Origin of the sequence: Pseudomonas sp. sp1636, from assembly GCF_030376615.1 — a bacterium.
Classification (GTDB): Bacteria; Pseudomonadota; Gammaproteobacteria; order Pseudomonadales; family Pseudomonadaceae; genus Aquipseudomonas.
Genome location: NZ_JARRAB010000025.1, coordinates 1 through 26,089 on the forward strand (window position 1 = coordinate 1; position 26,089 = coordinate 26,089).

A 26,089-nucleotide genomic window follows, 5' to 3' on the forward strand; every position below is an offset into this window, starting at 1 on the left:
GCTGCTCTTGGCGGCGGGTGCCATCTGGCTCAGGGCTTCGCCGCTGAGGCCGGTGATTTCGCTGAGGCGCTGGCGCATCAGGGTGCGCAGGTTGTGGCCGGGGATCTTGTCGATCAGCGGGGCGGCCAGGGTCACCAGGTGCGCCTTGCCCTCCAGTGAGCGCGGGTCGGCCTCTTCGCTGAGCTGCTGGAAGAAGTAGTCGGCCAGCGGTTGCGCCTGCTGGTTGATGCGGGCGCGAAAGGCGTCGGTGCCTTCGCTGCGCACCAGGGTGTCCGGGTCTTCGCCGTCGGGGAGGAACAGGAAGCGCGCGCGCCGACCGTCCTGCAGGCTGGGCAGGGTCGCCTCCAGGGCGCGCCAGGCCGCGTTGCGCCCGGCCGCGTCGCCGTCGAAGCAGAACAGCACGCTGGGCACGATGCGGAACAGGCGCTTGAGGTGTTCTGCGCTGGTGGCGGTGCCGAGGGTGGCGACGGCGTTGCGCAGGCCTTGCTGGGCCAGGGCGATGACGTCCATGTAGCCCTCGACCACCATGATCTCGTCGAGGTCGCGGTTGCTCTTGCGGGCCTCGAACAGGCCGTAGAGTTCCTGGCCCTTGTGGAAAACCGGGGTTTCCGGGGAGTTCAGGTACTTGGGTTTGTCGTCGCCGAGCACTCGCCCGCCGAAGGCGATCACCCGGCCGCGGCTGTCGCGGATGGGGAAAATCACCCGGTCGCGGAAGCGGTCGTAGCGCTTGATTTTCTCCGGGTTGTCGGCGTTTTCCACCAGCAGGCCGGCATCGATCATGGCCTTCTGTTGCAGGCTGTCGCTGGCCAGGTGCTTGTGCAGGTTGTCCCAGCCGGGCGGGGCGAAGCCGAGGCCGAAATCGCGGGCGATCTCGCCGGACAGGCCGCGGCCCTTGAGGTAGTCGACGGCGGCCTGACGCTGCGGGTGGCCCTTCAAGGCCTGGCGGTAGTACTCGGCGGCGGCGCTCAGCAGCGGGTAAAGCGGTGAGTCGCTGGGTTGGCGCGGTTTGTTGTTGCTGTTGCGTCCGCCTTCCTCGTGCGGCACGTCCATGCCGGCGCGCTTGGCCAGATCTTCGACCGCCTGGGGGAAGTCCAGTTGGTCGTGATCCATGACAAAGCCCAGGGCGTTGCCACCGGCACCGCAGCCGAAGCAGTAATAGAACTGTTTGTCCGGGCTGACGCTGAACGAGGGGGTTTTTTCTTTATGGAAGGGGCAGCAGGCGGTGTAATTCTTGCCGGCCTTTTTCAGCTGGATGCGCGAGGCGACCACGTCGACGATGTCGGTGCGGTTGAGCAGGTCATCGATAAAAGACTGTGGGATCAGGCCGGCCATAGGCGCTCAGGATACTGCCGTGCGAGGCGGCTGGACAAATATTGCGGGAAACGGAAACTAAAAGACTCCGCGCCACCCGTGGGTGGTGCGGAGTCCCAAAGCGAAGCCCGGCCGAGGCCGGGCATTCAGGCGTTGCGCTTGTAGCTATGCGTGCAGGCGAAAGCCGCGGCGCTTAGTACAGGCGGACGCTACGGCGCTGTTCGCGCTGTACTTTCTTGGCGTGACGCTTAACAGCGGCTGCTGCTTTGCGCTTACGCTCGGAAGTCGGCTTTTCATAAAATTCACGGCTGCGAACTTCGGCCAAAACACCGGCTTTTTCGCAGGAGCGCTTAAAACGACGCAGAGCTACGTCGAAGGGTTCGTTCTCTTTAACTTTGACGGCTGGCATCCAGGGCGTACCTTCTTTATTACCGGGGGGTGTCGTACTCCTGGCAAATGGCGCTGGAGAACGTACGTTTTTAAGGGTTGCGGATGTTACCGCCTCATTGGCCGGAATGCAAAGCCTCTGATCGAAAAGCGCTGGTCTGAGTCCGTCGGCGCCGATTATCATGCGCGCCTTCTGGCGTTTAGCCCTCGATATCAAGGCGTTGCCCATGCTGGTACTGGGATTGGAAACTTCCTGCGATGAGACCGGTGTCGCACTCTATCATAGCGAGCGTGGCCTGCTGGCGGATGCGTTGTTCAGCCAGATCGATCAGCACCGTATCTACGGCGGGGTGGTGCCCGAACTGGCCTCGCGCGATCACGTCAAACGCATGCTGCCGTTGATTCGCGAGGTATTGGCCGAGGCCGAATGCACAGCCGGCGATATCCAGGCCATTGCCTATACCGCCGGCCCCGGCCTGGTCGGGGCGCTGCTGGTGGGGGCTTCCTGTGCCCAGGCGCTGGCCTTTGCCTGGGGCATTCCGGCGCTGGGCGTGCACCATATGGAAGGCCACTTGCTGGCGCCGATGCTGGAAGAAAATCCGCCGGCTTTTCCGTTCGTCGCTTTGTTGGTCTCCGGTGGCCATACCCAGCTGGTGCGGGTCGATGGCATCGGTCGTTATCAGTTGCTCGGCGAGTCCCTCGACGATGCCGCCGGCGAAGCCTTCGACAAGACCGCCAAGTTGATGGGCCTGCAATACCCGGGCGGGCCGGAAATCGCGCGGCTGGCCGAGCAGGGCACGCCGGGACGCTTTACCTTCCCGCGGCCGATGACCGATCGGCCGGGGCTGGATTTCAGTTTCAGCGGTTTGAAGACTTTTACCCTGAATACCTGGCAGCAGTGCCGCGCCGCCGGCGATGACGGCGAGCAGACCCGCAGTGACGTCGCCCTGGCGTTCCAGCAGGCGGTGGTCGAGACCCTGACCATCAAGTGCCGGCGGGCGCTCAAACAGACCGGCTTGAATCGCCTGGTGATCGCCGGCGGTGTCAGTGCGAACAAGGCGTTGCGTTCGGGCCTGGAAAACATGCTGGGCGAGCTCAGGGGGCAGGTGTTCTATGCTCGTCCGGCGTTCTGCACCGACAATGGCGCGATGATCGCCTATGCCGGCTGCCAGCGTCTCCAGGCCGGCCAGCATGACGGCTTGAGCATCACGGTGCAGGCGCGTTGGCCGATGGAGCAGCTGCCGGCGCTCTAGAGGCAGACTACAAGCCGGTGCCGGGGGCGCCGAGAACGCTTGATGCTGCTGGGTATCGCTTGGGCGTCCCTCAGAACTGCCGCTCTCGGCCGTCGAGCAGGTCGCGCAGGTTGCTGCGGTGCCGCCAGACGATCAGGCCGGTCACGGCGCTCATCGGCAGCAATGCTTCCGGTTGTTGCCAGGCCAGCAGTGGCAGGCTCAGTGGGGTGGCGATCAGGGCGGCCAATGAGCTGGTGCGGGTCAGGTTGAAACTCAGTAGCCAGGTGCCGGCGGCCAGCAGTGCCGCTGGCGGGTAAAGCCCCAGCAGCATGCCCGCGGCAGTGGCAACGCCTTTGCCGCCACGGAAGCGAAAGTACAGCGGGTACAGGTGGCCGATGACGGCGGCGAGGCCCAGCCAGGCTTGTTGCTGCAGGCTCAAGCCAAGCAGGGCGCCGCCCAGTACCGGGAGCAAGCCTTTGAACAGGTCGCCGAGCAGGGTCAGGGTGGCCAAGCGTTTACCGGCGAGGCGCAGCATATTGGTGGCACCGGGGTTGCCGGAGCCACTGGCGCGCGGATCCGGCCCGCCCGTCTTGCGGCTGAGGAGAATGGCGAAGGACAGTGAGCCGAGCAGGTAGGCGAGGATCGCCAGTAGCCAAAACATGGTATCCATTGCTCGCTGAGGGAATGGCTGGATTCTAGCAGGCCGTTGAGCAACGTAGGCGAGGCAGTCGAGACAAGGCAAAAACAGGCGAGGAAGCGGAGTTTACGAGCTGTAAATGAGCATTCCGAGCCTGTTTTTAACGCCGTATCGGCAACGTAGGTAGTTTTTCAACGGCCTGCTAGCAGCCTGTCGGGCTTAACACGGTTGTACTGCGCAAGGTGCTAACCCCGGTGCGGTGGGCGATGGCTTGCAGGGCGAGCACGATGAGTCGAAAGCGTGGTGTACGAGTCGCAAATGAGCAGCTAAACCTGATTTCAACGCCGTATAGTCGTGCGCAGTAGTGGTTCCTCGGTCAGCCAGCGATATGGTGCGACTTTGTCGTGTGGTGGTTTGTCGTGTTGTGGAGAGAGTGCTTGGACATAGTTTTTATTGAAGGTCTGGAAGTCGATACGGTAATCGGCGCCTATGACTGGGAGCGAACCATTCGCCAGTGTTTGCGCCTGGATCTGTGCCTGGGTTGGGACAACCGTCCGGCAGCGGCGGGTGACGACCTGAACCGGGCGCTCGATTACGCGGCGGTGTCGGCGCGCGTGCAGGCCTTCGCCAGCGAGGCGCAGTTCATTCTGGTGGAGACCTTTGCCGAGCGGCTGGCCGCGGTGTTGATGAGCGAGTTCCAGATTCCCTGGCTGCGCCTCAGGGTGACCAAGCCCGGTGCGGTGCCGGCGGCGATTGGCGGTGTTGGCGTGGAGATCGAGCGCGGATGTCGCTAATTCCGGTTGTGCTTGGCCTGGGTAGCAATATCGAGCGTGAGGCTCATTTGCACGCCGGGCTCGATGCGTTGGCCGCTATCCTTCGCGACATGCGCTGCTCGCCAGTGTTCGAAAGTCAGGCGGTGGGCATCAAGAGCGGGCCCTTCTTCAATCTGGTGGTGACGGGCTATAGCGAGCTGCCGCTGGGTGAATTGGATCGCCGGCTGAAGTTCATCGAGGCGGACAACGGCCGTTATGCGCCCGAGCGCAAGGGTCTGCCGTTGGATATCGATGTGCTGCTGTATGGCGATCAGGTCGGCAATTTCGACGGGCTGGTGCTGCCGCGCGCGGAAATCCTGAAAAACGCCTTTGTGCTCTGGCCGTTGGCGCTGCTGCTGCCGGATACCCTGCACCCCGCCGAACAGCGCAGCTTTGCCGCGCTGTGGCGGGCGGCGCGGATCGAGCAGCAACTCCAGCCTGTGGCATTCCAGTGGCGCGGCCGCGAGCTGACCCCGGCCGAGTTGCTTCAGGCCTCTCCACGGCGCGCCTAGGCGGCCCTGCGCCATCCGTCAGGGCACGGGCCTACGGCTGTGCCTTGTAGGCCTTGAGCGCCTTGAGGCGCTCGCGCATAAGCGCCTCGCCCAGCTCGGGGCCTTGCAAGCCCTGCTCCAGCAGCGGCTGTACCGCCACGGCACGCACCGCCTGCATGGCGCCGCGCAGGTAGCCGGCCTGCGGGTAGTCGCGTTGTTCCAGCCCGTCCCGCCCGCGGGCATCCATTTCGCAGGCCGCGATGAATGCCTCGAAGCGCTGCGGGCGGCGAAATACGTCGAAGTGCTGCAGCAGTTTCAGCAGGGTCGAGGCTTTCAGCTCCAGGGCGCGGTGGCCGTGGGTGTGGTATTCGCCGACCAGCAGGGCCAGTTCCTGGCAGTCTTTCGGTGCCTTGCTGCGCTGGTTGATCGCGCGGATCAGCTTCAGGCCGCGCTGCTCGTGGGCGATATGCCGCGGCCAGTCGGCGACCGGGGTCAGGCCTTTGCCGACATCGTGCAGCAGGCAGGCCCAGCGCACCGCCAGCGGTTGTTGGTGTTCGGCGCATTGACGCAGCACGCTGAGGACATGCGCGCCGGTGTCGATTTCCGGGTGATGGGCGGGTGGTTGGGGCACGCCGAACAGGGCGTCGACTTCCGGCAGCAGCGCCTCGAGGGCGCCGCAGTCGCGCAGTACCTGGACGAACACGTCGGGGCGCGGTTCGAGCAGGGCGCGGGAAATTTCCTTCCAGCTGCGCTCGGCGGTCAGCGCCGCCAGCTCGCCGGAGCCGCTCAGTTGCCGCATCAGGGCCAGGGTCTCGGGCGCCACGCGAAAGCCCAGTGGTGCGTAGCGCGCGGCGAAGCGGGCGACCCGCAGCACCCGCAGCGGGTCTTCGGCGAAGGCCGGGGAGACGTGCCGCAGCAGCTTGGCGGCGAGGTCGCGCTGGCCGCCATAGGGGTCGATCAGGCGGCCCTGGGCATCCTCGGCCATGGCGTTGACGGTGAGGTCGCGGCGGATCAGGTCTTCTTCGAGGGTGACGTCCGGGCTGGCGTAGAAGGTGAAGCCGCCATAGCCGCGCCCGCTCTTGCGCTCGGTGCGCGCCAGGGCATACTCCTCGCCGGTTTGCGGGTGCAGGAACACCGGGAAGTCTGCGCCCACCGGGCGATAGCCCTGCTCCAGCATCTGCTCGGCACTGGCGCCGACCACCACCCAGTCGACCTCGGTCACCGTTCGACCCAGCAGGCGATCGCGCACCGCGCCGCCGACTTTGTAGATTTGCATGTCTGTTCCTCCGCTGAGCGCAGAGGATAACGGTTCGGGTGCGCGGGCGGCCAGGAAGTTGCCGGATCGGCGCCTGGCGCAGGCTTCACGCCGCCGATCAAATCGGCGGAATGCTCAGGTCGAGTCGGGGGTAGTCGTTGCCCTGATCGTTGTCCCCCTTGGGCGGTACGTGCTGGGTGTCGATCAATTTGTCGCCCTGCAGGGTCTCCAGGTGAATGTCGAAACCCCAGAGGCGATGCAGGTGCTTGAGCACTTCGTCGGTGGAGTTGCCCAGGGGTTTGCGGTCGTGCTGCTGATGGCGCAGGGTCAGCGAGCGGTCGCCGCGGCGGTCGATGCTCCAGATCTGGATGTTGGGTTCGCGATTGCCCAGGTTGTACTGGGCGGCCAGGGTTTCGCGGATGCTTTGGTAGCCCGGTTCGTCATGGATGGCCGGGACTATCAGCTCATCCTTCTGGTCGTCATCGAGGATGCTGAACAGCTTGAGGTCGCGGATCACCTTGGGCGACAGGTACTGCAGGATGAAGCTCTCGTCCTTGAAGCTGCTCATGGCGAACTTGAGGGTGGTCAGCCAGTCGCTGCCGGCGATATCGGGGAACCAGTGTTTGTCCTCGGCGGTGGGCTCTTCGCAGATCCGACGGATGTCGCGGTACATGGCGAAGCCCAGGGTGTAGGGGTTGATGCCGCTGTAATAGGGGCTGTCGAAGGGCGGTTGGTAGATCACGCTGGTGTGCGACTGGAGAAACTCGATCATGAAGCCGTCGGTGACCAGACCCTCGTCGTACAGGTCGTTCATCAGGGTGTAATGCCAGAAGCAGGCCCAGCCCTCGTTCATCACCTGGGTTTGGCGCTGCGGGTAGAAGTACTGGGCGATCTTGCGCACGATGCGGATCACCTCCCGCTGCCAGGGCTCGAGTAGGGGCGCATGTTTTTCCAGGAAATACAGGATGTTTTCCTGGGGTTCCGAGGGGAAGCGCTTGTTGTCGTACTCGCCGCGTTTGCCGGCGCCCTTGGGAATGGTGCGCCAGAGGTCGTTGATCTGTTTTTGCAGGTGTTCCTCGCGCTCCTTCTGCCGGCGCCGTTCCTCCTCGGCGGAAATCGGGTAGGGCCGCTTGTAGCGGTCGACCCCGTAATTCATCAGGGCGTGGCAGGAGTCGAGCAGGTCTTCCACCGCATCGATGCCATGGCGCTCCTCGCACTGCATGATGTATTGCTTGGCGAACACCAGGTAGTCGACGATCGAGCTGGCGTCGGTCCAGGTGCGGAACAGGTAGTTGCCCTTGAAGAAGCTGTTGTGGCCGTAGCAGGCATGGGCAATCACCAGTGCCTGCATGCACATGGTGTTCTCTTCCATCAGGTAGGCGATGCAAGGGTCGGAGTTGATCACGATTTCGTAGGCCAGGCCCATCTGCCCGCGTTTGTAATTCTTCTCGGTGCTGAGGAAGTGCTTGCCGTAGGACCAGTGGTGATAACCCAGCGGCATGCCCACCGAGGCGTAGGCGTCCATCATCTGTTCGGCGGTGATCAGCTCGATCTGGTTGGGATAGGTGTCCAGTGCATAGCGCTCGGCGAGCCGGCCGATCTCGCGGTCGTAGGCGCGGATCAGCTCGAAGGTCCACTCCGAGCTGATGGAGATCGGTTGACGTTTCTTCTCATGCGTGGCGCTGTCATACGCTGTCATGTCGATAGCCTCCGCTGGAACAGTTCGCGGAACACTGGATAGATATCGCTTGCCGACACCAGTTGCTGCTGGGCAAAGGTGTCGTCAAAGGCCTCGCTGACCTGCTCGTACTCGAACCACAGCGCCTGGTGCTCGCGCGGGGTGATCTCGACGTAGGTGAAGTACTGCACGAACGGCATGATCTGCTTGATCAATATATCCCGGCAGATCGGCGAGTCGTCGTTCCAGTTGTCGCCATCCGACGCCTGGGCACCGTAGATATTCCATTCGTTGGTGGGATAACGCTCGGCCATGACCTCCTGCATCAATTTGAGCGCGCTGGAGACGATGGTGCCGCCGGTTTCGCGGGAGTAGAAGAACTCCTCCTCGTCCACCTCCTTGGCGCTGGTGTGGTGGCGGATGAACACCACGTCGATCTTGTCGTAGTTACGCTTGAGAAACAGGTACAGCAGGATGAAGAAGCGCTTGGCAATATCCTTGGTGGCCTGGGTCATGGAGCCGGAGACGTCCATCAGGCAGAACATCACCGCTTTCGAGCTGGGATTGGGGTGTTTGACCAGCAGGTTGTATTTGAGGTCGAAGGTGTCGAGGAAGGGCACGCGTTTAATGCGGGCCTGAAGTTTGATGATTTCCGCTTCAATATCCTGAATATCGCCGAAGTTGTCCGGCTCTTCGCGTTTCAGTCGCTCCAGTTCGAGCTGTGCCTCTTTCAGTTTGGCGCGGCTGCTGCCGGACAGTGCGATGCGCCGGGCGTGGGCCGAGCGCAGGGTGCGGACTATGTTGATCCGCGATGGGTTGCCCTCGTTGCTGATGCCCGCGCGCACGGTCTTGAAGGTATCGGCGCCGGTCAGGTGGCGCTTCACCAGGTTGGGCAGCTCGAGGTCTTCGAACATGAAGTCGAGAAATTCTTCCTGGGTGATCTGAAAGACGAACTCATCCATGCCTTCGCCGCTGTTGCTGGCCTTGCCAGCACCTCGACCGCCGCCGCCGCCCGGCGGACGGGGGATGCGTTCGCCGGTCGTGAATTCCCTGTTGCCCGGATGCACCACGGTCTGCTTGCCGCCGCGGCCGTGGTGAAACACCGGCTCGTCGATGTCGCGCCCGGGAATGCTGATCTGTTCGCCATGCTCCATGTCGGTAATGGAACGGCGGCTCACCGCCTCTTCGACGGCTTTCTTGATGTGGTCACGGTAACGCCGCAAGAAGCGCTGGCGGTTAACCGTGCTCTTGTTCTTGCCGTTCAGGCGTCGGTCGATCACATGGCTCATAGGGCCCCTCCGGGGAGCTGCAAGCCACAAGCCACACGCTGCAAGTGCGGCTCCGGCGAGCGGCCACCTTTGCTTGCAGCTTAAAGCTTGTTGCTTATGGCTGCTTCACTGCGATTTACGAACCCGCAGATACCATTCGGACAGCAGGCGCACCTGCTTGTCGGTGTAACCGCGCTCGACCATGCGAGTGACGAAGTCGTTGTGTTTCTGTTGATCCTCCTTGCTCGCCTTGGCGTTGAAGCTGATGACCGGCAGCAGGTCTTCGGTGTTGGAGAACATTTTCTTCTCGATCACCACGCGCAGTTTCTCGTAGCTGAGCCAGGTCGGGTTCTTGCCGTTGTTGTTGGCCCGGGCACGCAGCACGAAGTTGACGATCTCGTTGCGGAAATCCTTCGGGTTGCTGATGCCGGCCGGTTTTTCGATCTTTTCCAGCTCCTCGTTGAGTGCGACGCGGTTGAGGATCTCGCCGGTTTCCGGATCGCGGTATTCCTGATCCTGAATCCAGAAGTCGGCGTACAGCACATAACGGTCGAAGATGTTCTGCCCGTATTCGCTGTAGGACTCCAGGTAGGCGGTCTGGATTTCCTTGCCGATGAATTCGATATAACGCGGCGCCAGGTACTCCTTGATAAAGCGCAGGTAGCGTTCGCGGGTTTCGGCGGGGAATTGTTCCTGCTCGATTTGCTGCTCCAGCACATAGAGCAAGTGCACCGGGTTGGCCGCGATCTCGTGGGGGTCGAAGTTGAACACCTTGGACAGAATCTTGAAGGCGAAGCGGGTCGACAGACCGTTCATGCCTTCATCGACCCCGGCATTGTCGCGGTACTCCTGGATCGACTTGGCCTTGGGGTCGGTGTCCTTGAGGTTTTCGCCGTCGTAGACGCGCATCTTCGAGTAGATATTCGAGTTCTCCGGCTCCTTCAGGCGGCTCAGCACCGAGAACTGGGCGAGCATTTTCAGGGTGTCCGGTGCGCAATGGGCCTTGGCCAGCGAACTGTTGGTGAGGAGTTTCTCGTAGATCTTGATTTCGTCGGTGACGCGCAGGCAGTAGGGCACCTTGACGATGTAGATACGGTCGATGAACGCCTCGTTGTTCTTGTTGTTGCGGAAGTTGTGCCATTCCGACTCGTTGGAGTGGGCCAGCAGGATGCCGCTGTAGGGAATCGCGCCGAGGCCCTCGGTGCTGTTGTAGTTGCCTTCCTGGGTGGCGGTGAGCAGGGGGTGCAGCACCTTGATCGGCGCCTTGAACATCTCGACGAACTCCATCAGGCCCTGGTTGGCGCGGCACAGGGCGCCGGAATAGCTGTAGGCATCGGCGTCGTTCTGCGGGAATTCTTCCAGTTTGCGGATATCCACCTTGCCGACCAGGGCGGAGATGTCCTGGTTGTTCTCGTCGCCCGGCTCGGTCTTGGCGATGGCGATCTGGTTGAGGATCGAGGGGTACAGCTTGACCACGCGGAATTGGCTGATGTCGCCGCCGAACTCGGTCAGGCGCTTGGTCGCCCAGGGCGACATGATGCTGTTCAGGTAGCGCTGCGGGATGCCGTATTCCTCTTCGAGGATGACGCCGTCCTCATCGACGTTGAACAGGCCGAGCGGCGACTCGAACACCGGCGAGCCCTTGATGGCATAGAAGGGCACCTTTTCCATCAGGTGTTTGAGTTTTTCCGCCAGCGACGACTTGCCGCCACCAACCGGGCCGAGCAAGTAGAGGATCTGCTTCTTCTCTTCCAGACCCTGGGCGGCATGGCGGAAGTAGGAGACGATCTGGTCGATGCATTCTTCCATGCCGTGGAAGTCGGCGAAGGCCGGATAGCGGCGGATCACCTTGTTGGAGAAGATCCGCGACAGCCGCGAGTTGCTTGAGGTATCGAGCAATTCAGGCTCGCCAATCGCCAGCAGCAGACGCTCTGCTGCGGTGGCGTAGGCGCTGCGATCCTGCTTGCACAGTTCGAGATACTCCTGCAGGGAGTACTCCTCCTGCCGGGTCGCCTCGAAACGTTGCTGGAAGTGGCTGAAAATGCTCATGACTTCACCTCGCTCGATGCATAAAGCCGCCGTGGCATCGGTCGTGCGGGTGCTGGTAATCGGCTGACGTGTCAGCCGAGAAGAATCCCCCAGAACACCTAAAGGTCTTACCGATGGCCCGGATGCCGGATGGCCGGCTCTACCTTAGTTTTGGATGGCCTGCGCTAAAGGATAGTTCGGAATCGGCAAGGTCAAGTGGCAACGAACGATAACAGGATATTACCGCCGGTTAGACCTGGCCGGTAGCCCAGTATTGGCGTGGTCTCGGGGCCGAATAAATTTTCCTGGTCGCGTAGCCAATGCCGCGTTGGCCCACTTCGCCAGGCCTGCGCTTCGGTGATCCGCCGCGCCGCCTGCATAAGGCCAGCTTTGCGCTTGTCCAGGGCGTCGTTGGAATGGCGACGGGCCGGCCGAAGAGCTGAGGGAGGTACCGGGTCGGTTCAATTAGTCGTCCGGGGTTTGCGCGGTCTCTTGCGGGAAGGTCGCACGCCACAGCTCGAAGCCGCCATCCAGGCTGTAGACGGTCGAGAACCCTTGGCCGACCAGGTAGGCGGCGGCACTCTGGCTGGAGTTGCCGTGGTAGCAGCTGACGATCAGCGGCTGGTCGAGGTCGGCCTTGGCGATAAAGTCATGCAGCGAATGATTGTCCAGGTGCTGCGAGCCTTTGATGTGGCCGGCGGCAAAGCTTTGCGGGTCGCGGATGTCGACCACGACGGCGCCTTGCTGGCGCAGAACCTGGGCCTGGGCCGGGGAAATACGGGTGAATTCGCTCATGCGGGCACCTCACTGCAGTCGCAGCGGTGGCGTTCGCCGCTGTCGATATTCAATAGGGTCAGGGCGCCGCCCCAGACGCAGCCGGTGTCCAGGGCGAACAGGCCGGGTTCGTCGCAGCGACCTTCCAGGGCGGCCCAGTGGCCGAAGATGATCTTCTGTCCGCGGGTCTTGCGCTGTTTGTGGCTAAACCAGGGCGCATAGCCGGGTGGCGAGGTGCCGATGCCTTCTTTGCTGTGCAGATCCAGGGTGCCATCGGCTGTGCAGAAACGCATGCGGGTGAAATAGTTGGTGATCACCCGCAGGCGGGTCACGCCGTGCAGGTTCTTGTCCCATCTGGCCGGATCGTTGCCGTACATGCCATCGAGAAACAGCGGAAAGCGTGCATCGTCGAGCAGGGCCTCTTCTACTTCGGCGGCGCGCCTGAGCGCTTTCTGCAGCGACCACTGCGGTGGAATGCCGGCATGCACCAGGACGAGGTCGCGCTCGGCGTCGTAATGCAGCAGCTTCTGTCGGCGCAGCCAATCGAGCAGGTCGGCGCGGTCGGGGGCGTCGAGAATCTCCTGCAGGGTGTCGCTCTTCTTCAGTCGTTCGATATTGGCCGCGACGGCCAGCAGGTGCAGGTCATGGTTGCCCAGCACGCAAGTCAGCGCATCGCGCATCTGGTAGAGGAAGCGCAGGGTTTCCAGCGATTGCGGGCCGCGGTTGACCAGGTCGCCGACCAGCCACAGGCGATCTTTGCCGGGCTCGAATGCGACCCGCTGCAGCAGGCATTGCAGGGGTTTCAGGCAGCCCTGCAGGTCGCCGACGGCATAAGTCGCCATCAGTGCAGCGAGCCTGGCACCGCCAGGCGGAACGGCGCGATAAGGGCGTCGAAGTGTTGGCCGTCTTCGGCGAGCATCTGGTAACTGCCCTGCATGGTGCCGACGTGGGTGGCCATGACGGTACCGCTGCTATAGGTGTGGCTGGCGCCGACAGCAATCAGCGGTTGTTGGCCGACCACGCCCGCGCCCCGCACTTCTTGCACGTGGCCGTTGCCATCGGTGATAAGCCAGTGACGCGAAAGCAATCTGGCCGGCAGTTGTCCGTTGTTGGCGATGGTCACGTCATAGGCGAAGGCGAAGCGGTTCTGCTCCGGCTGCGACTGCTCCGGCAAATAGCGGGTGGTGACGTTGACGTCGACCTGGTAACGGGGATCTGACATTGACTAGTACTCGGTAAACTGAAAACCAGTCTAGCTGGGTCGGTCGATGCTGGGTTGCTCGGCCAGCTTATCGGCCAGGCGGACGAAGGCGGCCAGATCCAGCTGTTCGGGGCGCAGGCTGCCATCGACGCCGGCCGCCTCGATTTCCGTTGCGCTCAACAGGGCCTTGAGCGTGTTGCGCAGGGTCTTGCGCCGCTGGTTGAAGGCCTCGCGCACCACGTTCTCGAGCAGGCGGTGATCCTTGGCCGGATGGGGCAGCACTGCATGCGGCACCAGCCGCACTATCGCCGAGTCGACCTTGGGCGGCGGATTGAACGCGCCGGGGCCGACATTGAACAGATGCTCCACTCGGCAGTGGTATTGCACCATGATCGACAAGCGCCCCCAGTCCTTGCCGCCGGGGCCTGCGGCCAGGCGCTCGACCACTTCCTTTTGCAGCATGAAGTGCATGTCGCGGATCAGCCCGGCGTTGTTCAATAGGTGGAAAATCAGCGGGGTGGAGATGTTGTACGGCAGGTTGCCGACTACCCGCAAGCTATGGGGGGCAGGGTTCAGGCTGGCGAAGTCGAACTTCAGGGCGTCGCCCTGATGCAACTGGAAGCGCGGCTCTGCGGCAAACTTGGCATTGAGGAGGGGGATCAGGTCGCGATCCAGTTCGATCACGTCGAGTTGTGCGCCGCTACCGAGCAGCCCTTCGGTGAGGGCGCCCTGGCCCGGGCCGATTTCCAGCATGCGTTCGCCTTCACGGGCATGAATGGCGCGCAGGATGCGGTGGATGACCCCGGCGTCGTGCAGAAAATTCTGGCCGAAGCGCTTGCGCGCACGGTGTTGGGGGTGTTCGGACATGGGGGCAGCTCCAAGCCTCAAGCTGCAAGCGTCACGCAAGCGCCCAAAGCAGCAAGGCAAAGGCGCGCAGCTTACCAGTTGCGCGCGCCGACGGCATCCTGATTGGCTGGCAGTCGTCAGCCCTGACTGGCGGCCATCTGGTAGGCGGTTTCCAGGGCGACCCGCAGGCTGCCGGTGTCGATCCTGCCGCTGCCGGCCAGATCCAGCGCCGTGCCGTGGTCGACCGAGGTGCGGATGATCGGCAGACCCAGGGTGATATTGACCGCGGCGCCGAAGCCCTTGAACTTGAGTACCGGCAGGCCCTGGTCGTGGTACATCGCCAGCACGGCGTCGCAATCATCGAGGTGCTTGGGGGTGAACAGGGTGTCGGCCGGCAGCGGCCCGATCAAGTCGATGCCTTCGCCGCGCAGTCGCTCGAGGGTCGGTTCGATCACCTCAAGCTCTTCGCGGCCGAGGTGGCCGCCTTCGCCGGCGTGCGGGTTGAGGCCGCAGACCAGGATGCGCGGCCGGGCGATGCCGAATTTAGTGCGCAGGTCATGGTCGAGGATGCGGCTGACCCGGGTCAGGCGCTCGGCGGTGATGGCGGCGGCAACCTCCTTGAGCGGCAGGTGGGTGGTCACCAGGGCTACGCGCAGGCCGTGGGTGGCGAGCATCATCACCACCTGTTCGCTGTGCGTCAGGTCGGCGAGAAATTCGGTGTGTCCGGAGAAGGGAATACCGGCCTGGTTGATCACGCCCTTGTGCACCGGTGCGGTGATCATCCCGGCGAAATGCCCGTCGAGGCAGCCCTGGCCGGCGCGGCTCAGGGTTTCCAGGACATAGCCGGCATTGGCCGGATTCAGTTGGCCGGCGATGACCGGGGCGGCCAGTGGCGTATCCCAGACGTACAGGCTACCGGCTTTGGCCGCGTGGGTCGGGCAGGCACTCGGGGCGACCGTGATCAGCTCGATGGCCAGGCCTAGCTGCGTGGCCCGTTTGGCGAGCAGGTCGCGGCTGGCGATGGCGATCAGGGGGTAGGGCTGCGCTTCTCGGGCCAGGAGCAGGCACAGATCCGGGCCGATGCCGGCCGGTTCGCCGGGGGTGACTGCGAAGAGTGGCGCTGTAGTCATGGGCGTATTCTCGATGGTGGCGCCGGGGGAGGGCGTCGGTGCATGGCGTGGGCGCTATGTTACGCCGCGCCGGCTGCCGAACGAAAAAAGCCCGGAGCTGCGAGAAGCAAGCGCCGGGCTTTGGTCTGATCCGCTTTGCCTACAGCTTGATTTCGATGTAGGCCTCGTCGCGGATCTGCCGCAGCCAGGCTTGCAGTTCTTCGTCGTACTTGCGGTTACGCAGCACGGTCAAGGCCTGTTGCTCGCGGAACTGCGCGCTGCCATCGGTGGCGCGGCGGCCTACAACCTGCAGCACATGCCAGCCGTAAGGGCTCTTGAACGGTTTGGACAGTTCGCCGCTGGCGGTGTTGCTCATCACCTCGCGGAATTCGGGCACCAGTACGCTGGGGTCGATCCAGTCGAGGCTGCCGCCATTGAGCGCCGAACCCGGGTCTTCCGAGAAGCTCTTCGCCAGTTCGCTGAAATCTTCGCCGGCCAGGAGGCGTTCATGCAGGCGCTCGACCAAACGTTTGGTTTCCGCCTCGCTACGAATCTCGCTGGGTTTGATCAGGATATGCCGAACATTGACCTCGTCGCGCACCTGGCTGCTGCCGCCGCGTTTTTCCAGCAGCTTGAGCATGATGAAGCCGCCCGGGGTGCGCATGGGCTCGGTGACATCGCCCACCGCCATCGCGCCAAGCATGGCATCGAATGGCGGTGGCAGTTGCGCCGCCTTGCGCCAGCCCATTTCGCCGCCCTCAAGGGCGGTCTCGCTGGCCGAGCGGGCTATCGCCATCTGGGCGAAGTCGGCGCCTTCGCGCAGTTGCTGGTAAAGCTCCTGTACCTGGCGCTCAGCCGCCTGGATGGCCTGCGGGGAAGAGCCGTCGGCCAGCGGAATGAGGATGTTGGCCAGGCGGAACTCTTCCGACAGCTGCAGCTTGCCGAGGTCGGAACTCAGGAAATTCTGCACTTCCTGATCGGTGACCTGAATGCGTTCGGCCACCCGGCGTTGCCGCACGCGGCTGATGACCATCTCGCGGCGTACCTGGTCGCGGGCATCGGCATAGGACAGGCCATCCTGCACCAGGGCGGCGCGGAACTGCTCGAGGCTCATGCCGTTGCGCTGGGCAATGCTGGTAAGTGCCTGGTTGAGTTCTTCGTCGGTGATGCGGATGCCGGAGCGGTCGCCAATCTGCAGTTGCAGATTCTCGACGATCAGGCGCTCGAGCACCTGTTGGCTGAGAATCTGCTCCGGCGGCAAGGCGCCGCCGCGCTTGGCGATGGTTTGCTGCACCTCGCGCAGGCGCGCATCCAGCTGGCTCTGCATGATCACGTCGTTGTCGACAATCGCTACGACGCGGTTGAGGGGCTGTACCTCGGCTTGCACCGCGGCACCCAGAAACAGCGCGCCCAGCAGCAGCGGGCGCACGCAATCAGAAAGCTTGATCTTCACGTTCACGATAACCTTGAATGCCTTGGTCGAGGAAAGTCTCAACCTTGTTGCCTGTCACGCCGCCCAGACCCTTGAGGACGATTTGCAGGAAAATGCCACGGTCTGGCTCGTCATTCAGCGACGGGTTCAGGCTGACTTCGTCATAGTCGATCCAGTAGCGATTGATCAGGCGCAGCTTCCAGCAGCAGCTGTCGTACTCGAAACCGCCGAAGGCCTCGAGGGTACGGTTGCGGCCGTAATCGTACTGCCAGCGGGAGATCGCGCTCCATTGCGGGACGATCGGCCAGATCACCGAGAAGTCGTGCTGGCTGACCTTGTAGTAGTCCTTGATGAAGTTGGCGCTGCCCGGGGTGCCGTAGTCGCCACCGCCGACCACCCAGTTGCCGCTGGTTTGGTCAAAGCGGATCGTGTCGTTGCGGTAGCGGTAGCCGGCATTGACCACCTTGTTCGGGTTGTCTTCCGGCTGGTAGTGGAACATCGCGCTGCCCGAGCGGGTGCGGTGAGTGTCCGGATCCCAGTTGAAGTCCGACGAGAGGCGCCAGTCGCGGTTGAAGCGGTACAGGTACTCCAGGGCGTAAGGCGATTGCGACGCCTGGGCGTCCTGGCGTGTTTTGTAGTCGATGCCCGGCATCTGCACCTGGCGGTCTTCGAAGTAGAAGGCCTGGCCGATGCTGAAGCGCTGACGCTCGAAGCCGTTGCTCTCGATCCAGCGGTTGGTCACGCCCAGCGACAACTTGTTCTCGTCGCCGATGCGATCCTTGCCGGAGAAGCGGTTCTCGCGGAACAGCGACGAATAGCTGAAGGTGCTCTCGCCGCTGTCGAACACCGGAATGTCGGTCTGGTCTTCTTCCGGAACGTAGAGGTAGAACAGCCGCGGTTCCAGGGTCTGGCGATAGCTCTTGCCGAACCACTGGGTGTCGCGGTCGAAGTACAGGCCGCTGTCGACGCTGAGGATAGGTACGCCGCGGTTCTGGCTGCTGTTGAACTGCTGTTCGGCCAGCAGGCTGGTCTTGCCCCGCTGATCGAGGCTCAGGTCGTAGTTGGTGTGCAGGTATTTGACCTGGGGCTTGACGAAGCCCCAGCTCCAATCCAGCGGTAGGCTGACGGCCGGCTCCAGGTGCAGGCGAGTGCCGTTGGCGCGGGCCAGGCCGCGTAAGTTGGCGTCATACCAGGGTTGCTCGGCGATGCCGTCTTCGTTGATAAAGCTGCCCGAGCGCAGATCCCGGTCGAAACGCACCAGTTCGCTGCCGTAGCTGATGTTCAGACCGCCCGGCTGGAACGGCAGGGCGCCATTCAGGGTGATCTGCGGCAAACGGTTGTACGGGGTGATGTCGGTGATATTGGCCAGCTCGTAGGCGTGCGCATTCAACCGTGCAACATAGCTGTCGCCGCGATAGGTCAGGGTGCCGCGCTGGTTGACGTAGCTGGTGGAATCAATGCCGAGATCGGTGTCCAGATCCTGGAAGTAATAGGGGTCGCTGATGTCGGTGTAGTCGACTTCGGCCAGCAGGCGCGAGTCGAGGCCGCCCTTGTGTTGCCAGCTATACAGCCAGCGCTGGTCTTCGTAGTCGGACTGCAGCTTGCGCTCGTCGTTGCTGTCGGCGAGGTAGGCCGCGCCCAGTTGACCTTCGCTGCTCTTGGTCAGGTAGCGGCCCTCGGCTTCCAGGAGCAGGCCGCGGTCGGCCATGTAGGTCGGGTAGAGCGTGGCGTCGTAGTTGGGCGCCAGGTTGAAGTAGTAGGGCGTCTGCAGGGTGAAGCCGTTATCGCTGGAGCTGCTGAAGCTTGGCGGCAGGAAGCCGGACTGACGGCGGTCGTCGATCGGGAAGTAGATGTAGGGGGTGTAGAAAACCGGGAAATCCTTCACCCGCAGGGTCACGTTGGTCGCCGTGCCGAAACCGGTGGCCGGGTTCAGGGTGACGTTGTTGCCTTTCAGGTGCCAGGTGTTGCTGCCCGGCTCGCAGGAGGTGTAGGTGCCGTCTTTCAGGCGGATCACCGCGCTTTCTTCCCGCTTGGCGTAGAGCGCGCTGCCGCGGGTATGGCTCTTGTGCAGCACATACTCGGCGTTGTCGACCTTGGCTTCGCCGTTGTCCAGTTGCAGTTCGGCGCGATCGCCGACTACCAGCATGCCCTGGTCGCGCAGGCGCACGTTGCCAATCAGCTCGCCGCGGTTCTCGGCTTGACGCAGATTGGCTTCGTCGGCCTCGACCTGCATGCCGGCCTGGCGCAGTACCACATCGCCGGCCAGGGTCGCGACTTGTTGTTCCTGCTCATAGCGCGAGGCTTTGGCGGAAACGAACAGCGGTGCCTCGTTCATCGGCGTCTTGTCGTTCATCCCCGGCCGGCTTGGCTCGATATAGCCGCCAGCACAGTAAGGGCCGACCTCCGCCAGTTGCGCTTCGCTGAGATTCTCGCGAGGCACCCAATCCAGGTGGCTGTAGTCGGCGCTGCGCGAAGCCAGGGCTTTGCCGCCGCTCTGCGTGACCAGGGTGGCGCGGGAGGTTCGACTCGCGTCAGAACTGTCCCGGCGCTGGGTCGTGCTCGCAACTCTCGGCTCGGGCCGCTCCGGCACGGCAGCGCTACTGGTTTTCGGGGCGCACGCCCAGCCTCCGGTAGCGGATGCCTGGCAGTCGTATTGCTCGGCAGCGACAGCGAATTGACTGGCCAATGGCTGAAGGGCCAGAAGGCCGCCAGTTACCAGAAGAGGGAATTTTTTGCGGAACCTAGGGTATTTTACTGCCATCTTGTTTTCCGGGCTTCCTGCGCGCATTGGGCCCAGGGGCCGCACGCCTCTCGATGGGCTGAAAAAGATGCTGGATAATAAAGCATGACCCGCGCAACGGCTAGCGCCGTCGGAGACCCTTGTAATGCCTGATGAAGATATACGCCTGCAGCTCCTTAAACATTGGCTCGACCAGCAACTGCCGGCCTTGTTCGCCGCCCGCGGTTGGGGCGCCGTGCCGCTCGGCACCTTGACGCCCGCCAGCAGCGACGCCAGTTTTCGCCGTTATTTCCGTTGGCAGGGCGCTGGCCGCAGCCTGATCCTGATGGATGCGCCGCCGCCGCAGGAGGACTGCCGACCTTTCGTCAAGGTCGCCGAACGGCTGGCCGGGGCCGGGGTCAATGTGCCGCAGATTCTCGCCCAAGACCTGCAGCGGGGTTTTCTCCTGCTCGGCGATCTGGGCCGGCAGACCTACCTGGAGGTGATCGACGCAGAGAACGCCGATCGGCTGTTTGACGATGCCGTGCAGGCCTTGCTGGCTTTTCAGCGGCTGCCGATGGATGCGCCGCTGCCCAGCTATGACGACGCCTTGCTGCGCCGCGAGCTGCAACTATTTCCCGAGTGGTATGTGCGGCGCCACCTGGGCGTCGAGTTGAGCGAGGCGCAGCAGGCCGCTTGGCAGCGGATCTGCGCGCTGCTGATCGACAGCGCCCTGGCCCAGCCCAAGGTGCTGGTGCACCGCGACTACATGCCGCGCAACCTGATGCTCAGCGCACCGAACCCCGGAGTGCTGGACTTTCAGGATGCGGTTTACGGCCCGGTGACCTACGACGTCACCTGCCTGTTCAAGGATGCTTTTCTCAGTTGGCCCGAGGCGCGGGTGCGTGCTTGGCTCGAGGGCTATTGGCGGCAGGCCGGGGCCGCAGGAATCCCCGTGCAGGCCGAGCTGGACGAATTCCTGCGTGCCAGCGACCTGATGGGCGTGCAGCGGCATCTCAAGGTGATCGGCATTTTCGCACGGATTTGTCACCGTGACGGCAAGCCCAGATACCTGGGCGATGTGCCGCGCTTCTTCGCCTATATAGAGGCCGTGCTGGCGCGCCGCCCGGAGTTGGCCGAACTCGGCGAGTTGTTCGCCAGCCTGCCGCAGACCGCCGCGGTGCCGGCATGAAGGCAATGATCCTGGCGGCCGGCAAGGGCGAACGCCTGCGCCCCTTGACCCTGCACACGCCCAAGCCGCTGGTGCAGGCCGCTGGCGTACCCTTGATCGAATACCACGTGCGCGCCCTGGCCGTCGCCGGTTTCCGCGAGCTGGTGATCAACCACGCCTGGCTCGGCCAGCAGATCGAGGACTACCTGGGCGATGGCGCGGATTTTGGCTTGAGTATCCAGTATTCGGCCGAAGGCGAGCCGCTGGAAACCGGCGGCGGGATTTTCCGCGCGCTACCGCTGCTGGGCGAACAACCCTTTGTGCTGGTCAATGGCGACATCTTTACCGATTACCCCTTTGCCCGGCTGCGTCGCCCCCTGGCTGGGTTGGCTCATCTGGTGCTGGTGGATAATCCGCCGCACCACTGCGCTGGCGACTTTGCCTTGTGCGCCGAGCGGGTCGGCGAGGCGCAAACCGGTCAGCCGAGCCTGACCTACAGCGGCATCGCCGTGCTGGCCCCGGCCTTGTTTGCCGGTTGTCAGCCGGGTGCCTTCAAGCTGGCCCCGCTGTTGCGCCGCGCCATGGGCGAAGGTTTGCTCAGCGGCGAACGCTTCGCCGGGCGTTGGGTCGATGTCGGCACCCATGAGCGCTTGGCCGAAGTCGAGCGTCTGCTCGCCGCGGGGCACTGAGATGCTCTGGCCGGCGACCCTGCTCGGCGCCGTTGGCGGCCTGGCCCTGGCCAGCATTCCCGGCGCCTTGCTCGGCGGGTTGCTCGGTCAGGTGGTGGATCGGCGTTTGCGCTTGCACGGCTGGGCGGCGTTGCGCGAGCGGCTGGGCGGCAAGCCGCATCCGGGCGACGAGGAGTTGCTGTTCGTCCTGCTCGGTCGCCTGGCCAAGTGCGATGGCCGGGTGCTGCCGGCGCATATTCTGCAGGCGCGCGCCGAGATGCAGCGCCTGGGCCTGGATGCGCCGGGACAGCGGCGGGCGGTGGCGGCCTTCGCCCGCGGCAAGACCGGCCGCGATGGCCTGCGCAGCCCCTTGCGCCGCCAGCGCGCGCAGGCCGAAGCCTTGCTGCGTGCGTGCTGGCGCATGGCCTGGGTGGACGGCCGGGTCAGTCAGGCCGAGCGCGAGTTGATTCTGCTGTGGGGCAAGTGGTTGGCCGTGTCGATGGCGACCCAGCAAGTACTGAGCGCGGCCTATGCGCCCAAGCAGGGATCGTTGGTTTCTGCCAGCGGCAGCTATCAGGCGGCGCTGAGCATGCTCGGGGTGACCGCCGAGAGCGAGCCGGCGCAGATCAAGCGTGCCTACCGACGGCTATTGAGTCGCCACCATCCGGACAAGCTGGCCGGCAGCGGCGTATCGCCTGAGCGGCTGCGCGAGGCCACGGAAAAGACCCGTGAACTGCACCAGGCCTATGGGCTGGTTCGCCAGCGTCGCGGCTTTCGTTAGGCGGGGCGGACGCAAGCGCGTCAACGGCTCTGCAGTTGCCGGCTGAGCCAGCCACGCAGTCGGCGGTACAGCTGTTCCTGCTCGACTTCGGGGTTGCCCGGCAAGGCCTTGAGTGCCACCTGGGTATAGGCCGGATGTTCCTGCCGCTTGCTGGCCTGGGCGCGTCTGGCGGCCGCGTTGCGCTCGGGTTGTCGATCCTTGTAGTAGAAGTCGCCGGTGGTCAGCTTGAGGTCGGCTTGCAGCTCGGCCAGCCCCGGGCTGGCATCGGCTGCCGGCTTGACGTCCACCAGCAGCAGGCTGCGCACGTCGGCGGGTTGCTCTTCGCTGAGATAACGCATGCTCCAGTAGCCGCCGCTGCCATGGCCGAGCAGGATGATGTGCTTGGCCTGCTGCTGGCGGGCCAGTTCCAGCGCCGCCTGGATGCGCTGCTTGATGCGCCGGGCGTGACGTGCGCCGGGGTCTGCCATGGGTTGGTCGGCCTGGCTGGTCGGGGCGGCTGGCGCGGTGTCGCTGGCGGCTGCCGACCCCTCCGCGGCCGGCGTGGAGGCGTCGGCCGGCGGCTCATCGGCCGCTGTGGCTGCGCTTGCGAGCTTAATCTCGGGCGCCAGCGGCTGGGCGTCCTGCGGGTCGGGCAGGCTCAGACTCAGGCTGTGCCAGCCGCCATCCGGCAGCTTGCGCCGCAGCGGGCCGAGCACTTTGGGCCAGTCGGCGCTTTCGCCATCGCCGGCGACCAGCACCACCACGCCATGGGCCTCGGCCGCATTGGCGGCTTGCCACAGGGCCAGGAAAGACTCATCTCCGGCCTGCAGTAACTGTTGCTCCTGGCTGGGCAACTGGCGGCTCAGCGCGCTGGCCGCATCCGCACTGCGCTCGGCGGGTGGCGGGCGGCTCAGGTCGGTGGCGGACGGAGCGAGTGGCGCGCGCTCGCCGTGGCTCTCCGTGTTGGCTTCTGCCGCCTGCAGCGCTGAGCCGATCGGCAGTATCAGGCTCAGGGTCGCCAGCAGGGAGGGAATGAGGTGGGGCATGGCGGACTCCAGGGGGAACGATGAGCGCCTCAGCCTACTGTTTGGCGAGCGCCTTGTCAGCGCTAACCCTTGGCTAGCCCGGCCTGGACTGGAGTAAGGTATGCGCACGTGTGAGAACTTTGCCGCCTGCGGCGACTGCCTCGCGACGAGATGCGATATTTTCACCGCCGCTGAATGTTCCCCTGGTGCCCTGGCAGAGTAATTTTGGCAATGAGTCCTATCTGGTCGCGCATCCTCTTTCTACTGCTGGTGTGGCCGTTTTTGACCTGGGCCGAAGACTCGGCGTTGCCCCTGCGTCCGCTCTACACCGCCGAGCAGCAGGCCTGGCTCGGCGAGCACCGGCAGTTGCGCGTAGGTCTGCTCATGCAAGCGCCCTGGGCCCTGTATGACCGGCGCCTGCAGCGGCTTTCCGGGGCCAACGTCGAGCTGATGACGCGCCTGCTGCAGGGCATGGGCGTCGAGCCGGTATGGCTGCGCTACGCCGATCAGGGCGAGCTGGATAGCGCGCTAAGGCGTGGCGAGGTCGACCTCGCGCCGGGGTTGCAGCAGACCCCGCGCGGCCTGCGCCTGTGGCTCTATTCCGCACCCTATATGCGCGTGCCCCATCTGGTGGTGAGCGAGCAGCGCGGCATCAGTGCGGTCGATCTCGACCGTCTGGGGCACGATGAGCTGGTCGCGGTGCGCGAGCCGAGCCCGGTGTTCGAGTACCTGTACAAGACCCATAACAACCTGCGCCTGCAGGCGGTGAGTTCGGAGCGGGTGGGCCTGCTGCGCCTGTTGCGTCAGGAGGTCAGCTACGCGGTGGTCGACGAGGCGCGCCTCAGCCTGCTGCTGCGCGAGCCGCAGTTCGCGGCCCTGAGCATCGTCGGCGATATCGGTCTGCCGCAGTTGCTGCGCGTCGCCAGTCGGCGCGACCAGCCGCTGCTGGCGGAGATCCTCGAACGAACCCTGGAGGCCATGCCCGGGCGCGAGATCGAGCGCCTGCGCGAGCGCTGGCTGCCGTTGAAATACCCGCAGATCGGCGAGTCCCTGGCCTTCTGGCGCGGCCTCGCGCTGTTGCTGTTGTTGGCCTTGCTCAGCACCGCGGCCATCGTCCTGCATCTGCGTCAGCAGCGCCGCGGTCTGGAGCGCCAACTGCTCGGCGTGCGCCAGGAGTTGAGCCAGCGCGAGGTGGCCGAGCAGGCCCTGCGCCTCAGTCAGTTCTCCATCGACCACAGCACCGTGGGCATTCTCTGGGTCAATTGGGACAGCCATGTGCGTTATGCCAACCGCGCCGCCGAGGAGATGCTCGGCTATGCCGGCGGGGCGCTGGTGGAGCTGCCGTTACAGGCCCTGGAACCGAGTCTGGATATGGACCGCTGGTTGAGCCTGTGGAAGTTGGCGCGCGGTAGCGACGAGGCCTTGCCGGGGTTCGAGAGCGAGTGCCTGCGCGCCGATGGCAGCGGCTTGCCGGTGGACGTATCGCTGAGTTTCCTGCGCTTCGACCGGGCGGAATACCTGGTGGTGTTCCTCGCCGATGTCACCGAGCGCCGGCGTGCCCGCGCCGCCCTGCAGGAGAGCGAGGCGCGGTTCAAGGGCATCGCCGGCAACGTGCCCGGCCTGGTGTTTCGCCTGGAGCGCAGTGCGTTCGAGGAGGAGGTGGTGTTCGCCTATATCAGCGAGGCCAGTGCCGAACTGGTCGGTTATCCGGCCGTCGAGTTGCAGCGCGCCGACCGCGGCATTCGCAGTCTGGTGCACCCCGACGATCAGGCCAGCTACCGGCTAACCCAGGGCGCGGCCCTGGCCGGCGACAGCGACTGGCAGTGGCAGGGGCGGATCCTCACCCGTGCCGGCCAGTTGCGCTGGGCCGACATCAAGGCCACGGCGCGCCGTCTGGGCGAGGGCCGGGTGGTGTGGGACGGGATCGTCTGGGACATCACCGAGAACAAGCAGGTGGAACTGGCGTTGAGCGAGTCGCGGGCGCGCCTGCGTGACCTCTCGGCGCACCTGGAGAGCGTGCGCGAAGAGGAAAAGGCGCGCATCGCCCGCGAAGTGCACGACGAACTGGGCCAGGTACTCACCGTGCTCAAGCTGGAAACCGCCATGTGCGAGCTGGCCTGCTCCGGCCAGTTGCCGGAGCTGGATCGGCATCTGCAGAACATGAAACGCCTGATCGCCCAGCTGTTTCAGTTGGTGCGCGATGTCGCCACCGCGTTGCGCCCGCCGATTCTCGACGCCGGCATCGCCTCGGCCATCGAGTGGCAGGTGCGCCGCTTCGAGGCGCGCACCCAGATCCCGTGCATGGTCGAGGTGCCGGAGAGCCTGCCGACACTCAGCGACGCCAAGGCCATCGGCCTGTTTCGCATTCTCCAGGAGGCGCTGACCAACATCATGCGCCACGCCGGCGCACACAGCGTGCAGGTCAGCCTGCGCCTGGAGGACGGCGAACTGTGCCTGTGCGTCAGCGACGACGGCAAAGGCTTCGTGCCCGAGCAGCGCCAGCCGGGTCAGTCGTTTGGGTTGGTCGGCATGCAGGAGCGGGTATTGATGCTCGGCGGCCAGTTGCAGATTGACAGCCAGCCCGGCGAGGGCACTACTCTGTGCGCACGAGTGGCAGTGGCCGAGGAGGCAGTGGCGTGATTCGGGTAATGGTGGCTGAAGACCACGCCATCGTGCGTGAAGGCATCAAGCAGTTGATCGGCCTGGCCCGCGACCTCGAGGTGGTGGGCGAGGCCGGCAATGGCGAGCAGTTGCTCGAGTGCCTGCGCAAGACGGCCTGCGACGTGGTGCTGCTGGATATCAGCATGCCCGGGGTCAACGGCCTGGAGGCGATTCCGCGGATCCGCGCGCTGGCCAACGGGCCGGCGATCCTGGTGCTGTCGATGCACAACGAGGCGCAGATGGCCGCCCGCGCGCTCAAGGTCGGCGCCGCCGGTTATGCGACCAAGGACAGCGACCCGGCGCTGCTGATCAGCGCCATCCGCAAGGTGGCCGGCGGCGGCCGCTACATCGATCCTGAGCTGGCCGACCGCATGGTTTTCGAGGTCGGCCTGACCGATTCGCGGCCGCCCCATGCCCAGCTCTCGGAGCGCGAGTTCTCGGTGTTCGAGCGCCTGGTGCGCGGCGAAGGGGTCAACGACATCGCCCTGCACCTGGCGATCAGCAACAAGACCGTGAGCACCCACAAGGCGCGCCTGATGCAGAAGCTCGGGGTGCACTCGATGGCCGATCTGGTGCGCTATGCCATGGAGCATCGCCTGGTTTGAGCCGTGGAACCGTACCGAT

General features: G+C 64.3%; 23 protein-coding genes. 8 read left to right on the forward strand and 15 right to left on the reverse strand.

The annotated features are described in order from the left end of the window. On the reverse strand, positions 1-1,332 hold a 1,332-nt coding region (gene dnaG / locus P8H27_RS19285), incomplete at its 3' end, for a DNA primase (RefSeq protein ID WP_289639348.1). Positions 1,333-1,504: 172 nt separating this feature from the next. After that, the gene (gene rpsU, locus P8H27_RS19290; RefSeq protein WP_003296736.1) at positions 1,505-1,720 is read right to left on the reverse strand and encodes a 30S ribosomal protein S21; all 216 of its coding nucleotides are present in this window, start codon (positions 1,718-1,720) and stop codon (positions 1,505-1,507) included. A gap of 205 nt (positions 1,721-1,925) precedes the next feature. Between rpsU and tsaD the strand changes: the two genes are divergently transcribed. Next, a complete protein-coding gene (gene tsaD, locus P8H27_RS19295; RefSeq protein WP_289639393.1) occupies positions 1,926-2,951 on the forward strand; it encodes a tRNA (adenosine(37)-N6)-threonylcarbamoyltransferase complex transferase subunit TsaD in 1,026 nt (341 codons plus the stop codon). 70 nt (positions 2,952-3,021) lie between these two features. Here the strand turns inward: tsaD and plsY are convergent, their stop codons facing one another. Continuing rightward, positions 3,022-3,591 (reverse strand): glycerol-3-phosphate 1-O-acyltransferase PlsY, encoded by a 570-nt coding sequence (gene plsY, locus P8H27_RS19300; RefSeq protein ID WP_289639349.1) that lies wholly within the window; start codon positions 3,589-3,591, stop codon positions 3,022-3,024. 413 nt (positions 3,592-4,004) lie between these two features. On the opposite strand from plsY, the gene folB reads away from it, so the two are divergent. Next, entirely contained in the window at positions 4,005-4,361 is a 357-nt protein-coding gene (gene folB, locus P8H27_RS19305) for a dihydroneopterin aldolase (protein WP_289639350.1), read from the forward strand. Further along, positions 4,352-4,891 carry a 2-amino-4-hydroxy-6-hydroxymethyldihydropteridine diphosphokinase gene (gene folK, locus P8H27_RS19310; RefSeq protein WP_289639351.1) on the forward strand — a complete coding sequence of 180 codons (540 nt, stop codon included), beginning with the start codon at positions 4,352-4,354 and terminating at the stop codon, positions 4,889-4,891. Before folB ends, folK begins: the two co-directional genes overlap by 10 nt. 31 nt (positions 4,892-4,922) lie before the next feature. Here folK and P8H27_RS19315 read toward each other — a convergent pair whose 3' ends face one another. From P8H27_RS19315 to lptD, 11 genes are all read right to left on the reverse strand, one after another. Then, positions 4,923-6,146: a multifunctional CCA addition/repair protein gene (locus tag P8H27_RS19315; protein ID WP_289639352.1), complete on the reverse strand. Its 1,224-nt coding sequence runs from the start codon at positions 6,144-6,146 to the stop codon at positions 4,923-4,925. A 97-nt stretch (positions 6,147-6,243) separates the two neighbouring features. Next, positions 6,244-7,824 carry a SpoVR family protein gene (locus P8H27_RS19320; protein WP_289639353.1) on the reverse strand — a complete coding sequence of 527 codons (1,581 nt, stop codon included), beginning with the start codon at positions 7,822-7,824 and terminating at the stop codon, positions 6,244-6,246. Further along, positions 7,821-9,092 (reverse strand): YeaH/YhbH family protein, encoded by a 1,272-nt coding sequence (locus tag P8H27_RS19325; protein ID WP_289639354.1) that lies wholly within the window; start codon positions 9,090-9,092, stop codon positions 7,821-7,823. The genes P8H27_RS19320 and P8H27_RS19325 overlap by 4 nt, the downstream gene beginning before the upstream one ends. 105 nt (positions 9,093-9,197) lie before the next feature. After that, a complete protein-coding gene (locus P8H27_RS19330) occupies positions 9,198-11,120 on the reverse strand; it encodes a PrkA family serine protein kinase (RefSeq protein WP_289639355.1) in 1,923 nt (640 codons plus the stop codon). A 444-nt stretch (positions 11,121-11,564) separates the two neighbouring features. Continuing rightward, positions 11,565-11,894 (reverse strand): thiosulfate sulfurtransferase GlpE, encoded by a 330-nt coding sequence (gene glpE / locus P8H27_RS19335; protein WP_289639356.1) that lies wholly within the window; start codon positions 11,892-11,894, stop codon positions 11,565-11,567. Further along, entirely contained in the window at positions 11,891-12,715 is an 825-nt protein-coding gene (locus P8H27_RS19340; protein WP_289639357.1) for a symmetrical bis(5'-nucleosyl)-tetraphosphatase, read from the reverse strand. The genes glpE and P8H27_RS19340 overlap by 4 nt, the downstream gene beginning before the upstream one ends. After that, positions 12,715-13,095 carry a Co2+/Mg2+ efflux protein ApaG gene (gene apaG, locus P8H27_RS19345; RefSeq protein ID WP_289639358.1) on the reverse strand — a complete coding sequence of 127 codons (381 nt, stop codon included), beginning with the start codon at positions 13,093-13,095 and terminating at the stop codon, positions 12,715-12,717. Before apaG ends, P8H27_RS19340 begins: the two co-directional genes overlap by 1 nt. A 30-nt stretch (positions 13,096-13,125) precedes the next feature. Further along, positions 13,126-13,941, reverse strand: coding sequence for a 16S rRNA (adenine(1518)-N(6)/adenine(1519)-N(6))-dimethyltransferase RsmA (rsmA, locus tag P8H27_RS19350; RefSeq protein ID WP_289639359.1), 816 nt, complete (start codon positions 13,939-13,941; stop codon positions 13,126-13,128). 116 nt (positions 13,942-14,057) lie between these two features. Then, the gene (gene pdxA / locus P8H27_RS19355; RefSeq protein ID WP_289639360.1) at positions 14,058-15,050 is read right to left on the reverse strand and encodes a 4-hydroxythreonine-4-phosphate dehydrogenase PdxA; all 993 of its coding nucleotides are present in this window, start codon (positions 15,048-15,050) and stop codon (positions 14,058-14,060) included. Between the two features lie 139 nt (positions 15,051-15,189). Continuing rightward, positions 15,190-16,482, reverse strand: a complete 1,293-nt coding sequence (locus P8H27_RS19360; RefSeq protein WP_289639361.1) for a peptidylprolyl isomerase — start codon at positions 16,480-16,482, stop codon at positions 15,190-15,192. Further along, positions 16,463-19,222 carry an LPS-assembly protein LptD gene (lptD, locus tag P8H27_RS19365; protein ID WP_289639362.1) on the reverse strand — a complete coding sequence of 920 codons (2,760 nt, stop codon included), beginning with the start codon at positions 19,220-19,222 and terminating at the stop codon, positions 16,463-16,465. The genes P8H27_RS19360 and lptD overlap by 20 nt, the downstream gene beginning before the upstream one ends. Positions 19,223-19,346: 124 nt before the next feature. Between lptD and P8H27_RS19370 the strand changes: the two genes are divergently transcribed. Genes P8H27_RS19370 through P8H27_RS19380 form a run of 3 tightly spaced genes read left to right on the forward strand, consistent with a single transcriptional unit; the run spans position 19,347 to position 21,800 of the window. After that, entirely contained in the window at positions 19,347-20,372 is a 1,026-nt protein-coding gene (locus P8H27_RS19370; RefSeq protein WP_289639363.1) for an aminoglycoside phosphotransferase family protein, read from the forward strand. Then, positions 20,369-21,040 carry an N-acetylmuramate alpha-1-phosphate uridylyltransferase MurU gene (gene murU, locus P8H27_RS19375; RefSeq protein WP_289639364.1) on the forward strand — a complete coding sequence of 224 codons (672 nt, stop codon included), beginning with the start codon at positions 20,369-20,371 and terminating at the stop codon, positions 21,038-21,040. Before P8H27_RS19370 ends, murU begins: the two co-directional genes overlap by 4 nt. Before the next feature lies 1 nt (position 21,041). Continuing rightward, a complete protein-coding gene (locus P8H27_RS19380) occupies positions 21,042-21,800 on the forward strand; it encodes a DnaJ domain-containing protein (protein WP_289639394.1) in 759 nt (252 codons plus the stop codon). A 20-nt stretch (positions 21,801-21,820) separates the two neighbouring features. Here the strand turns inward: P8H27_RS19380 and P8H27_RS19385 are convergent, their stop codons facing one another. Beyond that, positions 21,821-22,825, reverse strand: coding sequence for an alpha/beta hydrolase family protein (locus P8H27_RS19385; protein ID WP_289639365.1), 1,005 nt, complete (start codon positions 22,823-22,825; stop codon positions 21,821-21,823). A 210-nt stretch (positions 22,826-23,035) separates the two neighbouring features. On the opposite strand from P8H27_RS19385, the gene P8H27_RS19390 reads away from it, so the two are divergent. After that, on the forward strand, positions 23,036-25,444 hold the full coding sequence (locus tag P8H27_RS19390; protein ID WP_289639366.1) for a PAS domain S-box protein: 2,409 nt from the start codon (positions 23,036-23,038) through the stop codon (positions 25,442-25,444). Between the two features lie 8 nt (positions 25,445-25,452). Continuing rightward, a complete protein-coding gene (locus P8H27_RS19395; RefSeq protein WP_289639395.1) occupies positions 25,453-26,070 on the forward strand; it encodes a response regulator transcription factor in 618 nt (205 codons plus the stop codon). Positions 26,071-26,089: the final 19 nt, after the last annotated feature.